Origin of the sequence: Virgisporangium ochraceum (genome assembly GCF_016863655.1) — a bacterium.
Taxonomy (GTDB): domain Bacteria; phylum Actinomycetota; class Actinomycetes; order Mycobacteriales; family Micromonosporaceae; genus Virgisporangium; species Virgisporangium ochraceum.
In genome coordinates this window covers 44,208-56,401 of sequence record NZ_BOPH01000129.1, presented here as the reverse complement: position 1 = coordinate 56,401, position 12,194 = coordinate 44,208, and the positions used below count along the sequence as shown (strand labels likewise).

At 70.2% G+C, this 12,194-nt stretch carries 16 protein-coding genes; 2 read left to right on the top strand and 14 right to left on the bottom strand.

Annotation, left to right across the window (positions count from 1 at the left end; genetic code table 11):
- Positions 1-43: 43 nt before the first annotated feature.
- From Voc01_RS44885 to Voc01_RS44840, 10 genes are all read right to left on the bottom strand, one after another.
- Complete coding sequence (locus tag Voc01_RS44885) at positions 44-430, bottom strand: TadE family protein (RefSeq protein WP_203933878.1); 387 nt, start codon at positions 428-430, stop codon at positions 44-46.
- Positions 427-1,098 (bottom strand): DUF2637 domain-containing protein, encoded by a 672-nt coding sequence (locus Voc01_RS54875; protein ID WP_239160938.1) that lies wholly within the window; start codon positions 1,096-1,098, stop codon positions 427-429. Before Voc01_RS54875 ends, Voc01_RS44885 begins: the two co-directional genes overlap by 4 nt.
- Complete coding sequence (locus Voc01_RS44875) at positions 1,095-1,301, bottom strand: hypothetical protein (protein ID WP_203933877.1); 207 nt, start codon at positions 1,299-1,301, stop codon at positions 1,095-1,097. The genes Voc01_RS54875 and Voc01_RS44875 overlap by 4 nt, the downstream gene beginning before the upstream one ends.
- Positions 1,302-1,335: 34 nt before the next feature.
- A complete protein-coding gene (locus Voc01_RS44870) occupies positions 1,336-2,193 on the bottom strand; it encodes a type II secretion system F family protein (protein ID WP_239160937.1) in 858 nt (285 codons plus the stop codon).
- Entirely contained in the window at positions 2,190-2,876 is a 687-nt protein-coding gene (locus tag Voc01_RS44865; RefSeq protein WP_203933876.1) for a type II secretion system F family protein, read from the bottom strand. Before Voc01_RS44865 ends, Voc01_RS44870 begins: the two co-directional genes overlap by 4 nt.
- A gap of 167 nt (positions 2,877-3,043) precedes the next feature.
- Positions 3,044-4,330, bottom strand: a complete 1,287-nt coding sequence (locus Voc01_RS44860) for a TadA family conjugal transfer-associated ATPase (protein ID WP_203933875.1) — start codon at positions 4,328-4,330, stop codon at positions 3,044-3,046.
- Positions 4,327-5,148, bottom strand: coding sequence for a CpaE/TadZ family protein (locus Voc01_RS44855; RefSeq protein WP_203933874.1), 822 nt, complete (start codon positions 5,146-5,148; stop codon positions 4,327-4,329). The genes Voc01_RS44860 and Voc01_RS44855 overlap by 4 nt, the downstream gene beginning before the upstream one ends.
- 4 nt (positions 5,149-5,152) lie before the next feature.
- Complete coding sequence (locus Voc01_RS44850; protein WP_203933873.1) at positions 5,153-5,791, bottom strand: SAF domain-containing protein; 639 nt, start codon at positions 5,789-5,791, stop codon at positions 5,153-5,155.
- Positions 5,788-6,678: a hypothetical protein gene (locus Voc01_RS44845; protein ID WP_203933872.1), complete on the bottom strand. Its 891-nt coding sequence runs from the start codon at positions 6,676-6,678 to the stop codon at positions 5,788-5,790. Before Voc01_RS44845 ends, Voc01_RS44850 begins: the two co-directional genes overlap by 4 nt.
- Positions 6,672-7,244, bottom strand: coding sequence for a hypothetical protein (locus Voc01_RS44840; protein ID WP_203933871.1), 573 nt, complete (start codon positions 7,242-7,244; stop codon positions 6,672-6,674). The genes Voc01_RS44845 and Voc01_RS44840 overlap by 7 nt, the downstream gene beginning before the upstream one ends.
- 120 nt (positions 7,245-7,364) lie before the next feature.
- On the opposite strand from Voc01_RS44840, the gene Voc01_RS44835 reads away from it, so the two are divergent.
- Positions 7,365-8,675: an NAD(P)/FAD-dependent oxidoreductase gene (locus Voc01_RS44835; RefSeq protein ID WP_203933870.1), complete on the top strand. Its 1,311-nt coding sequence runs from the start codon at positions 7,365-7,367 to the stop codon at positions 8,673-8,675.
- Here Voc01_RS44835 and Voc01_RS44830 read toward each other — a convergent pair.
- From Voc01_RS44830 to Voc01_RS44820, 3 genes are read right to left on the bottom strand one after another with little or no spacing between them, the layout of a single operon-like run.
- Positions 8,644-9,819 (bottom strand): MAB_1171c family putative transporter, encoded by a 1,176-nt coding sequence (locus Voc01_RS44830; protein ID WP_203933869.1) that lies wholly within the window; start codon positions 9,817-9,819, stop codon positions 8,644-8,646. The two genes, Voc01_RS44835 and Voc01_RS44830, sit on opposite strands and share 32 nt — an antisense overlap.
- On the bottom strand, positions 9,816-10,358 hold the full coding sequence (locus tag Voc01_RS44825) for a hypothetical protein (protein WP_203933868.1): 543 nt from the start codon (positions 10,356-10,358) through the stop codon (positions 9,816-9,818). The genes Voc01_RS44830 and Voc01_RS44825 overlap by 4 nt, the downstream gene beginning before the upstream one ends.
- A 59-nt stretch (positions 10,359-10,417) precedes the next feature.
- On the bottom strand, positions 10,418-10,897 hold the full coding sequence (locus tag Voc01_RS44820; RefSeq protein WP_203933867.1) for a helix-turn-helix domain-containing protein: 480 nt from the start codon (positions 10,895-10,897) through the stop codon (positions 10,418-10,420).
- Positions 10,898-11,092: 195 nt separating this feature from the next.
- Between Voc01_RS44820 and Voc01_RS44815 the strand changes: the two genes are divergently transcribed.
- Positions 11,093-11,461 (top strand): winged helix-turn-helix transcriptional regulator, encoded by a 369-nt coding sequence (locus Voc01_RS44815; protein WP_203933866.1) that lies wholly within the window; start codon positions 11,093-11,095, stop codon positions 11,459-11,461.
- Here the strand turns inward: Voc01_RS44815 and Voc01_RS44810 are convergent.
- Positions 11,458-12,183, bottom strand: coding sequence for a creatininase family protein (locus tag Voc01_RS44810; protein ID WP_203933865.1), 726 nt, complete (start codon positions 12,181-12,183; stop codon positions 11,458-11,460). The two genes, Voc01_RS44815 and Voc01_RS44810, sit on opposite strands and share 4 nt — an antisense overlap.
- Positions 12,184-12,194: the final 11 nt, after the last annotated feature.

Genomic DNA, 12,194 nt, shown 5'->3' with positions numbered 1-12,194 from the left:
CCGCGGTCGGTGCGTCGCGGCCGGCAACGTCGTCTGTGGACAGTCATCCCAGCGACTCCACCGGTCCGCTCGCCGTCGATCCGACTGGGATCTTGAGGAACGGGACGACCTGGACCGCATAGCCGCTGACGGTGACGGTCGCCGTCGTCGCATTCCGGGTGGCGGTGATCTGCGGACCGGACACCAGGTTTCCGCCCACCGCGGCCAGAACCGTTGCGGCGTCGGCCTCTCCGGCCGCAACGGTCCCTCCCTGAACCCGCGTGACCTGCAGAGCGTGGCTGGCGGCGTACCGGCAGGCAAGCTCCCCCAGTCCCCAGACGACCGCCTGCACCCCGACCAGAAGTGCGGCGAACATGAGGGCGGTGTAGCCGACCATCTCGACGGTGGTCGACCCCCGGTCTGCCGCGAGGCGGCGTCCGACCCTCCTCATGTCGCCACCTCCTGCGGATGGAAGCCGTTGTGTCGAGAGACGGTGCTCTGCCGGTAGCGGCGGGCGGCCTTGCGTCCGATGCCGCTGGTGTCGTTGGACCGGCCGACGCTTCGGGCCAGTTCCGCGCCGGACGGCTCCCGCCCGTCGGCCAGACCGCGCTGCCAGACGGCGTACATGGCTGCGTCCTCCTCGCTCACCGGCAGGTACATGGACGCCTGAGACCGACTGTCCACACTGGATGGATCCCGTTCGGTTGATGCCGGCGCGGCACTCATCACGGTGATGCGGCCGGCCAGCTCGACGAGGCACACACTGGCGACGACGATCAGCCCGTCGACGGACAGCGGCAGCAGGTATGGCGAGGCACCGGTCTCGCCGTACCTGGCCGCAACACCGGCCATGTGCCAGTACGAGACCCACGCCGCGATCCCGGCAATCGCCACCGTCGCCAGGATTCGCACCACCGCCAGAGCCCGGCGGTGCACCGGAACTCGTGAGATGAGCTCCACCGTCAGCAGCAGCGCGACCGGTGGCCAGGCGGCGATCGCCTGACTGATCGGGTGCTGCTCAGCGTGCAGGACGTTGGCCGTCACCGACGCGGCGACCCCGAGTGTGAGAACGACGCGCACGCCCCAGCGGAGCCGGATCAGCGTCCGCACCGCCGTCACCAGTTGAGGGTGACGGTGAGACCGTTGGCGAAGTCACGGAGCTTGTCACGGAAGATCCCACCGACGACCCCGACGACGATGGTGACCACCGCCGCCCACAGAATCTTGTCAGCGGTCTCCATCCCCGCGTCCGGCGTACGGCGGACCTTCCGGACCATCTCGATGACCCGGACCGTGACCACCGCACTGATACGGTTCGACACAACTGCCTCCCCCGCTCGGGCGACTACAGGACACCTACAACGTCTCGGCGATCCCCACCAGTGGTGGGTACAGCAGGAAGATCAGGTAGGCGATGCCGAGGACGAGCAACGGCACCGCCATCCGCGACGAGGCCCGCTCCGCCTGGGTTTCCATCGCGGCGGTCGCGGCCTGCCGCATGGCCGCCGCCCGCGCTGACAAGGACGCACGGACCCGCGCGCCTTCGGTACCGGCCAGGGCCATCGCCGCGGCGAGCTCGGACAGTTCGGTGACCCCCGTCTGATCACCGAGCTCCCCGAGGGCCTGCCACGGTGGTTGCCGCAGCAGCCGCGCCGTCGCCAACACCTGCCGGAGCCGGTCGGCGGCCCATCCGGTACAGATGCCCGACGCCTCGTCGACGGCCTGCTCCACTCCGGCACCGCGGGCGAGGCTGATGGTCAACAGACTCAGCAGCATCGCCAACGAGTGCCGTAGCTCCTCCCGCCGCTTCTCCGCCGCCGAGTGCAGAGCCGCGTCGGTCCACCGGAATCCGGCTGCCGCGCCGACGATGCCGAGCCACAGAGGAACCTGGCCGCCGAAGCCGAGCAGCGCCAGGGTCGCCGGGATGACCAGAGCGCCGAACAGTGTCGCCGCGGTCTGTTCGGCCAGGTGCTGCACGGCGTCCTTGCCGACGACGGCGAGGTCCTGCCGGACGCGTGCGCGTGGCAGGCCGAACCTCCGCGCGGGCAGCGCGACCATCGCGTACGCGCGGTGCCGTCCCGTCGGTTGCCGCACCGGCGGGTTGCGCAACGCGGTGAGGACCTCGGCCAGGTGACGCCGCGGTGGCCGGAGCCCGTACACGATCAGCGCCAGGCCGGCGCCGACACCACCACCGGCGACCAGGTCCGCCATCATCGCCGACCCGCTTCGACCGACACCTCGAGAACCCTCGGTAGCTCCTGGGGCCGAGCGAGTCGTGACAGCCACCGGAACCCGATCGCGAAGAGGACGCCCACAACAGCCAGGACGATCTGCCCGGTGACGGTGTCGTACGGGCGGAGGTAACCGCGGTTGAACACCACGAGGCCGACCGCCATCGCCAGCGTGGTCGCGATGATCAGGCGGGCGTCGGTGGCGGCCTTCGCTCGTCCCCGCTCCACCCGCCGCTGTGCGGCGACTTCCTCCCGGGCGGCGGACGCCAACAGGGTCAACGGATCCGCGAGCCGGCCGGCGCCCTGGGTCGAGGCCAGCAGCAGCGACGCGGCAACCGTGTCGGCAAACGGGTCACCGACCTCGCTGGAGAAGCCGCGCAGGACCTCGGGTAGGCGGGCACCGACGCGCAACGCGTCGGCCATCGCGGTGACCTGCGGCCGGATCGGCGCCGGGGCGGTCGGCGCGGTCGTGATGATCGCCTGCTCGAGGCCGGCGGCGCCGCCGAGGGTGGCGACCAGCGACTCGACCCACGTCGCGATGCCCTCCACCCGTCGTAGCCGGTTCTGCCGGGCCTGTTCCGCACCGATGATCAGGCCCGGCAGTGCCCACTCGGCCAGGCAGGTGAGGACGCCACCGACGAGCCACCCGGTGGCGACCCACACCACCGCGGCGGAGACAAGACCGGCAGCAACCCGAATCGGCCCGAGCCCACGCATCGCGGCGAGCCACCGTCCGCCACGGCCTGTCCACAGTGGACGGGAGTCTCGGCGCAGCCCTGCGACGATGATTGCAATCCCGAGGCCGAATCCGGCACCCAGAAGGAGCGGCACGGTCACCACCGGTCCTGCAGCAGAGTCGTCGCGTCGAAACCGACCGCCGCGAGCCGGTCCACGGTCTCTGCCCGCAGCGGAACCGCCGGCCGGGCCCGGTTGTCACGGCCAGGCCGGTAGATCTCGTTGGTGACGATGTGCTCCCCGTCGGTCCCGGTCACCTCGCGCACCGACGACACGACCCGAACCCCGTCCGGAGTCACGTCGAGGTGAATGACGAAGTGCACCGCCGAGGCCAGCAACGCCACCGCTGCGCCTCGCGGATACAGGGCAGGTGGTTCCATCGCGTAGGCGACCATCCGCAACAGTGCCTGCGCCGAGTCGCTGGCGTGCACGGTACACATCGACCCGTCGATCCCGATGCTCATTGCTTTGGCCATGAACACGACCTCGGCTCCGCGGACCTCCCCGACGATCACCACGTCCGGGCTCATTCGCAGGCTCGACCGCACCGCCCGCGACATGTCGAACTCCCCCGCACCTTCGGTGTTCGCCAGCCGGGTCTGGATCCTCGTCAGGTCACGGTGTTCCCGGTGGGCGAACCGCAGCTCCGAGACGTCCTCGACGACGATCACCCGCCGCTGCACCGGGATCGCGTTCGCCAATGCGCCGAGCAGCGTGGTCTTGCCGACCGCCGGGCCGCCGGACACGACGATGTTGCGGCGTGCCCGGACCAACACCTCGAACAGCATGGCCATGTACGGCGTCAGCTCGCGCTTGCCCACGAGGTCCGCCAAGCGGTCCGCACCGGGTGGGAAGAGGCGGATCGACGCCGACACCCGGTCGGTCACGTCCATCAAGGCATGGAGACGGGCGCCGTTCGCCAGCTGGACCGACAACTCCGGCTCGGCCCGGTCGAACCGGCGTTCGTGCCCGCCGCGCCGGGCCGCCGCCACCCCTTGGTCCCGTAGCAGCGCCTCCAACTCGGCGTCGGACGTCGCGACCGGGGGCACGCGGACCTTGGTTCCGTCGCGGCGCTGCACCCATACGTTGTCGAACCCGTTGATGTTGATCGTCTCGATTGTCGGGTCATCGAGGAGCGCTTGCAGGCCTGCCACCCCTTGATAGATGTTGAGGAGCGCACGCCGCACGCCGTCCTCCGCCGCTGGGTCCAACGGCTGTCGCCCGGCCCTCAGAGCGTGCCGCGCGTATGCGTCCAACGCGTCGGTGACCGCCAGCGCGACCGGGACACGGCGGCCGGCCTCCCCGTCGGCAACCAACCGGCGGTCGATCTCGGCACGCAGCGCCGACACCAGAGCGGGGTCCGGCACGGTGTCGACGGCGGTCACGGCCGGTACACCGGAGCCTGCCACGGCCGACCGGCCGGGCCGACGAACGAAGGAACGGCGGCGGGAACGTGGTGCGGCGCATGCACCTGCAACGACACGGCCAGAGCCCGCGCCGCACGGAGGAACGGCAGCCTCGTCCAGCCCCACCCCGGCTCCGCCCTACCCGCCAGAACGTCAGCGGCGCGGCGGTCGTCGGGAACGGTCCCCACCACCGCCATGCCAGTCACCCCCGCGATCTCGCCTTCCGTACACAGTGGACGGCCGGCCACCACCAGCCGCGGAGCCGACCGGAGACCCGGCACCGACCGCAGCCTGTCCCGCCGCACCTGCACCGCGTCGACCGCCTCCACCCCTGACCGCATCGCCACCAGGAACACATCGGCTGCCGCCGCCAGCGACCAGGACGGCGAGTCCCATCCCAGCCGGCCCAGGTCGACGATCACCGCCCGCCGGGCGGCCGCCGCCCGCAACAGATCCACACAGTTGTGGGCCACCATGCGGATCGCCTGCGTCGCCTGACCCGCAGCGTCGATCGCCGGACCGTGATGCTGGTCCGCAGGCGCGAAGACAACGCTGATGCCCAACGGAATCGGCCGCGCATAGGCCGCCAGATCACCTCCGCGCCTTCCGGCGCGCGTGTCGGCGGCCAGCTCACTCAGTCCCGGCTCCCGGCGGGCACCGAACCGGAAAGCCAGATCACCACCGGCCGGATCGGCCTCCACCACCAGCGCACCGGGCGTAGGCCACCGGACGGCGAGTGCCACCGCCAGACTCGTCACGTACGGCGCCCCCTTCACCGAACCGATGGCGACCAGCACCTCGTCACCCCTGAACCACGAGCGCGACATCACCGACAGCACCGACCACCCGCACGGCGTCCGCCGACTCCATCAGCAGCGACACCACCGTCGTCCCTGTCGTGTCGGGAGCCTCGACCGCCACCACCGCGCCCCGCGCCTGCAACACCGGCCCGGCAGCCTGCCCTGTCGAGTTCGACACCGCCGGCACGACGACCACCAGCACCTGCACCCCGGCGACCAGACCGAAAGGTGACCGTCCGGCCTTGACCGGAACCGCAACCACCGACTGCCCCGCCGGCGGCCATGCCGCCGGGCCGAGCGCCTCGGCCGACAGCAGGCTCCGCGCCGCCAACGGCAACCGGACCGACCGGCCGACCACCGACGCCCGCTCCGACTCCGGCACCGTCGACACCGACGCGTCCGCGGCGACCCGGACGACCGTCAGGTCGGCATCGGTCAGGACATGGCCCGCCGGAATCGCACCGGCCAGCGCCAGCACGGCCGCCTTCGGGTCCACCCGCAGACCGGTCACCGCGAACGCGAGCGCGCAGACGAGCACCAGCACACTCCCCATCAGGATGTGCGGCAGGCTCCGCCCGCGCCGCAAACCGACAGGTGCAGCCTGGACCGCGCGCCGCTGGTCGACCTCCGCAGCGGTCATGGCCGGAGGCCGCCGGCGTTGAGTGCTCCTGCCTCGCGGACCTCTACGTCGACAGCGGCGGTGGTCGTCAGGTCCGGAACAGTGCCGGCTGCGCCCCCGCCGGTCCACGACACCGTCCAGGTCACCGTCGCCCGCAGGGTGTACGCACCGCCGGACGGCAGACTGGTGTAGGTGTGACCGCAGTCGGACGCCTTCTCCGGATCGGTGCCGGAGGTCCAGGCGACGCCACGGCCGGTGCACGTCACCGTGGCCCCGTCGCCAGGCGAGATGACCAGTCGCCTCGGAGTCGCGGTCGCGGTCACCGACAGGCCGGGCACACTGGCCGTCGCCGATCGCGAACCCCAGGAGCCCTCGTCCAGCCATACCCACGTCGGCAGGAACACGATCTGTGGAGCCGGCGGTGCCGGGCTGAGCCGGATCACCGGAAGCGGAATGTCGAGCCGTGACACGGCCTCCTGCGCCAGTACCTCCGGGCTGACGGTGACCGCACCGTCCGGCAGCCAGACCTGCGAACCGACCAGCGGGACGCCGAGCGGACCGTTGAGATCATCGGCCGAGCAACTGCGCTGGTACCAGGCTCCTGGACCCTGGGCTCCCGGTGGTGGCGGCCCGCCATCGATGCGGTCGTAGTAGCACCCGTCCGACCCGATGGAGCCGCGTCCCTCCTTGAAGCAGGCAACGACGGCGCCGTTGCGGTCGTGGCAGTCCGCCTGGGTGTTGTTGCTGGTTTCCCGATCGCGGCCGGGTGTCTGTGCCTCGACGACGCATCCTGGCACGGGCTTCTCGTCGCAGGTCGCGGGAGCGACCGGATCCGCTATGGCGCTCCCGGTCCACACGAGTCCGGACGCCACCGCCAGCACCGCGGTGGTGACGAGGCGCCTCAGCATGATCCGACCTCGTACGGCACGAAGCTGATGACCTTCCAGGTTCCGGCGAGATCTCTGACGGACGCGGTCACCCGCCGCTTGCCACCGGGAGAGTCGGTGAACGGTGCTCCGCCGGGCGTTGCCTTCACGCGCGTGGACGCCGAGGTGTCGAGGCAGTCGAGCACCTCTACCTTCCCTGGCGTCATCGCCGTCGTCTTCGGGCTCATGGTCACGTCGCCCTTGACGATCACGCCGTCGCGCCTGTTGACGTCCAGGCCGGCTTGCAGCGCAGCCAGGGCGTCGCCGTCGGCGTACCGGCCGATCACGGCATCGTCCTGCGGGTCGGTGGTACGTCCGGCCTCGATGTACGAGGTCCACATCGACCGGTAGGCCGCCAACGCGGCGGTCACGGCGCTGGTGCTCGGGTCGGGCGTCGGGGTCGCGGCGGGTGCGAGTGACACCGCCGGCGGTTCCGGTGACCGGTCCCGCCGGGGTGCACCGCAACCCGAAAGCACGAGAAGGCCGGCGATCAGCGCCGACGTCGTCCTGCCGCCGGCCTCCCACCACCGCGGCGTCTCCGCCCGCATCCACCGACCTCCCCGCACGCACAAACAACGGTTGTGGTCTATGCGTACACCACGGAACCCCACTTACCGCAAGGCAAGTAGATTGGCGACCGTCTCTACGAACTTCGGAGGTTGCAGTCGATGGTGGAAACGACGGCCGTGGTGATCGGCGCGAGCGTCGGAGGTCTCGCGACCGCACGTGTGCTGGCCGACCGGTTCGACCAGGTCGTCGTCCTCGAACGTGACCTGCTTCCCGTGGACGCGACCGCGAGACCGGGCGTTCCCCAGGGCGCCCATCCCCACACCATGCTCGTGGCGGGGCTGAATGCGTTGGAGGAGCTGTTCCCCGGCTTCGAGAAGGGCCTGGAGGCCGACGGCGCCACCGTTTTCGAAGCCGGAACGAACCTGACGTTCTACCGGTTCGGCGAGCGCTGGCCGTTCGTGTCCACCGGCGTGCGGCTGCTGTGCGTCAGCCGTCCCCTGCTGGAACTGACCATGCGGCAACGACTCGCCGCGGCACCGAACGTGGAGATCCGCGACGAGACGGTGGTTAGCGGCCTCGCCTGCGGCGGCGGCCGGATCACCGGCGTCGTCCTGGCCTCGGGTGAGACGCTGCCGTCAGACCTGGTCGTCGACTGCACCGGACGCGGCACCCGATCGGACCGGTGGCTCGAGGCGCTCGGGTTCCCCACGCCGACCGCGTCGGAGGTCAAGATTGGCGTGAGTTACGCCAGCCGGACTCTGCGGCGCAACCCTGGCGACCTGACCGAAGGCGGCGCCCTGTACATCGTCGCGACACCACCGCACGAAAAGAGGGTCGGCCTGGTCCTACCCCTCGAAGGCGACCGGTGGCTGATGGCACTCGGCGGATGGCACGGCGAAGGGCCCTCAGCGGATCCGGACGACTTCGCCGAGTACGCCCGCTCGCTGCCGCATCCGCCGGTCGCCGACCTGCTGGCCAAAGCGGAACCGTTGACCGACATCGAGATCCAGCGGTTCCCGTCCAGCCGCCGCCGCCACTTCGAGCGCCTGAAGCGCGTCCCAGCCGGGTTCGCCGTGGTCGGTGACGCGTTCGCGACCTTCAACCCCATCTACGGACAGGGCATGACCGCCGCGCTTTTGCAGGCCCAGGCACTCGGCGCCGCGATCGACCGCTCCGGCGCGGCGAGCCCAGCGATGGCAAAGCGCTACTTCTCCGCTGCGGCGAAGATCGTGTCCGTGCCGTGGCGGTTCGCCACGGGTGCGGACTTCCTGTATCCGGAGACGACCGGCGCCAAGCCTCCAGGCATCGACCTCCTCAACCGCTACTCGATGCGCGTCCAGCAGGCCGCCCTGCGCTCGACCGAGGTACGCCGTGTATTCACGTCGGTGCAGCACCTGATCGCGCCCGCGTCACGCCTCCTCACGCCCGCAATGGTGCTCAAGGTCCTCCGCGCGTCACGGCGGACGTGACCGCCGTCGCAGCGGTCCTACGATCACGGCCGATCCGTCGGTACGCCGACGCGACCGCCACCAACCAGGCGACCTGCCCGTCGTAGCCGCCGGGCGGATCGGCTATCGGCGTCGTGTCGGGATCGGTCGCCCTGCGGTCATCCCTCTGAGCGTCGACACCGCGCGCGATCCGGGCAGCTTCCTCCTCGGCCGGGTTTCCCTGCAATGGGACCGCGTCAGAGCTGATCCACGGCCGCAGGGCGAGTCGTGCGTCGCAGATCTCCACGACGCGGCGCGTCAACGCGAAGTCCACCCCGCGCAACGGAGCCCGTCCGTGGTCGAGCCGGTGGTCCAGGACCAGATTCGGACTGGACCGGACGAGATCACGCCACAACGGGTACAGCCGCCGGTAGGCCTGCCTGCGGCCGACCCAACGCCGCGCCCCGTCGATCGCCGGCCCCCATGCCGGCATCGTGAACCCGACCGCGCAGAAGATACAGCTGAACAGGATGAGGACGGCGCTGATGTTCTTCTCTCCCGTCGGCCTGAACCCCGCCCAGTAACCGACGATGAAGGCGGCCTTGTTGACGCAGTATAGGAAGCCGAACCCGGCCCCCACGGCCGCGAGCCGCATGCCGCGACGGGACCATGGCCGCGGAGTGGCGCGGGCGAACCGCCACGCAAGGCGCACGATGTCGACCGTGTACCAGACGAACGCCGCCAGATAGACGAGCAGGTACGCGCTGACCGCCGGCATCCGGGCGTCCTCGACGTTGAACGTCACGGAGTCCGTACGGCTGTTCGCCACGGCGTGGAAGGCCACCAGGGTTGCCCCGGCCGCGACCGACACCCAGATCCGCAGTGCGATCCGCTTGCGTGCCAGCTCCGGCGGGTACGCCAGCATGACGAGCTGCGCCTCCGCGCACGCGACGAGGCCCATGACACAGAGGTGCGCGATCAACCGCCACAGCTCGTTCACCCCTGTCGCCCGGTCGAGGGCAGCGCCGACGGTCGGCACCGACAACGTCATTCCGACCCCGACGAACGTGAACGCGAACGCGGTTCCGGCCCGGCCGGGTGTCCACCGGCGGCGGTTGAGGTAGAGCGTGAACGCGAGGCCGACAAAGCTGATGACGGCGCATGTCGCGTAGCTCGGTCCGCTCATAGCGGCCGCTCGAAGAGGTTGCTCAGCCGGGCGGCGATGGCCGCGTCTTCGATGCTCTGCCCGGGCACCTCGGACACGTCGGGGACCTGGCTGACCCGTTCCATGAGGATGGTCGCCATCGTCTCGGCCTCCTGCTCCTCCCGTCCGCCGTAGGTGCCGTTACGGTTCAGGACCCGGTTGACGAGCTCCGGCGACAACCTCGGGAAGACCAGCCTGGCGGCGTCCGGTTCGTCGATCGGCATTGGCTCGTGACCGAGGAGGATGTGGCCGAGCTCGTGGCTGATGATGTGGTCGCGGTGCAGCCGGTTGGTGCTCTGCTCGTAGGCGATGATGTGCCCGCCGTCAGTGGTGAAGAGAGTCAAGCCGAACGGAGCACCGGCCGGCATGGCGATACCGCAGAGCCGGATCCGGTGGCCGAGGCAACCTCCGGCACGGTCGGCCAGCTCAACGGCGTCGAACGGATCGGGGATCCGCAGTCCGGCGGCCTCCAACTCGGCGAGCCGCTCGTGACACCGACGAAGAACCTCCGCCGAACTCATTCTCACTCCTTCGCGGGCTTCCAGGTTCGAGCGGACCGAGCGCCACACGGCGACGATCATCAGGACGGTGGTTCAGCCGGCCCGTTCGAGTGCCGGCCCGCATCGGGCTCGGGGGCGTTGTACACGCGCTCGACGATGTCGCGGATCGCGCTGAGTTTCGCGTCGGACATCTCGCCGAGACGGGCGACGACCGCTCTTACGCGCAGGTCGCGCATGCCCTTCAGCGCAAGCAGGTCGCGTTCGATCTCCGCCGCCTCGGCGGTGTCGAAGAAGTACGCGGGCTGAACATCGAAGACCTCGGCAAGCGCCTGGATGACCTCGAGCCGCGGGTTGTCGCGACGGCCGGTCCGCAGCTGCCAGATGTAGACGTTCGTGACAGTCGCGCCCTCTCCGCGCGCCTCCGCCCGGGCGTTGATCGCGGCCGCGACCTCCTTGTCGCTGTAACGCTTGTCGCGGCCCGGCGGACGGACGGTGTCGAGCAGGACGGTCAGCCGTCTGGCCAGGGTCGTGGGCGGGACCGCGGGCCCGTCGTCGGTCATCCGCCCCTCCCCCCACGTCGACCGTTGTCCACAGCGATAAACAGCGGTTGACAGAGCAACCTACCGTCAGTCTAGGATCACCACCAGTAGATATCAACCAGTGTTAATCGCTGGCGGGTCTGCTCGACCGGTCGCGGGTGGCCGCCCGTCGCTGTTCACGAGCCTCGCGCTGGGCACACCGAGGAGGGACTCCGCATGCGCACAGACGACAGCTCCACGCTGGCTCCGCCGTCGGCCGTCGACGCCCGCCTGTTCCACGACGCGGCCCGCAGGTACGGGCACCGGTGGGCCTTCGACATCATCGAGGAGCTCAGACGGCGGCCCATGCGGTTCAACGACCTCATGCGGGCGATCACTCCGACACCGCACGCGAAGTCGCTGCGCGACTCGTTGAGACGGCTTCAGGAGCAGGGACTCGTCGCGCACCCCGAGGCCGGCGAGGGTGCTCGGTACGAGATCACCGCCGCAGGCGTCGGCCTCGCCCAGGTGGTGACGGAGTTCGCCACGAATCTTCAGCACTGGTCCGCAACGCACCTGCCCTCAAGCGGAACGGACGGCCCCTAGCCTGATCGCTGCCCGCCCGACAACGCCGAGAGATGCACAGCGAACGCGGCCGACAGGCTTGCCAGGAGCGCTCGGCCTTTGTCCGCGGTGCCGGCCGAGGGTCGGCCGATCACTCCGGTGTTCGTGTAGGCGCCCATTCCGTGCACCAGCAGCATGGGGCGGTCGTCGGCGCCATGGTCGCCTGCCACGAAGTCCTCGCCCACCGCGTCTGGACACACATGGAGGAGGACTGACACTTCCAGCTCGCCGGCGTGCATGTCGTGGTGGCCATCGGTCTCCAGCTGGGCAGCGTCCCTCGCCGTCTCCCAGTCGGTCCGCGTCGGGAACAGGGTCATCGAGTCCGGCTCCGCGGCGTTCGCGGTCTGCACGATGTTGCTCAGCACGTAGTTGCCTCCGTGGCCGTTCACCAGTGCCAACCGCGTAACGCCGCTCCGCGCCAGCGAGGACCGGATGTCGTCGATCATCGCCGAAAGGGTCTGGTGGCTGATGCTGACGGTGCCGGGCCAGGCGGAGTGCTCATGCGAGCACGAGATCGTGATCGGGGGCAGCGATAGGACGTTGTACTTCTCGGCGATCGAGGCCGCGATCGCCGCGGCGACGATGGTGTCGGTCGCCAACGGTAGGAATGACCCGTGCTGCTCGTAGCTGCCGATCGGCAGGACTGCGACGGTCGGGGTCCGGGAGCTGACGTCGGTCGTCGTGGTGGTCGGTATCAGGTCCACCGGATCATCTT

Bases quoted from the DNA above. Each gene is read 5' to 3' on its own strand.
- Voc01_RS44885 (WP_203933878.1), bottom strand. From the start codon at position 430: ATGAGGAGGGTCGGACGCCGCCTCGCGGCAGACCGGGGGTCGACCACC.
- Voc01_RS44870 (WP_239160937.1), bottom strand. From the start codon at position 2,193: ATGATGGCGGACCTGGTCGCCGGTGGTGGTGTCGGCGCCGGCCTGGCG.
- Voc01_RS44850 (WP_203933873.1), bottom strand. From the start codon at position 5,791: ATGACCGCTGCGGAGGTCGACCAGCGGCGCGCGGTCCAGGCTGCACCT.
- Voc01_RS44845 (WP_203933872.1), bottom strand. From the start codon at position 6,678: ATGCTGAGGCGCCTCGTCACCACCGCGGTGCTGGCGGTGGCGTCCGGA.
- Voc01_RS44840 (WP_203933871.1), bottom strand. From the start codon at position 7,244: ATGCGGGCGGAGACGCCGCGGTGGTGGGAGGCCGGCGGCAGGACGACG.
- Voc01_RS44835 (WP_203933870.1), top strand. From the start codon at position 7,365: ATGGTGGAAACGACGGCCGTGGTGATCGGCGCGAGCGTCGGAGGTCTC.
- Voc01_RS44830 (WP_203933869.1), bottom strand. From the start codon at position 9,819: ATGAGCGGACCGAGCTACGCGACATGCGCCGTCATCAGCTTTGTCGGC.
- Voc01_RS44825 (WP_203933868.1), bottom strand. From the start codon at position 10,358: ATGAGTTCGGCGGAGGTTCTTCGTCGGTGTCACGAGCGGCTCGCCGAG.
- Voc01_RS44820 (WP_203933867.1), bottom strand. From the start codon at position 10,897: ATGACCGACGACGGGCCCGCGGTCCCGCCCACGACCCTGGCCAGACGG.
- Voc01_RS44815 (WP_203933866.1), top strand. From the start codon at position 11,093: ATGCGCACAGACGACAGCTCCACGCTGGCTCCGCCGTCGGCCGTCGAC.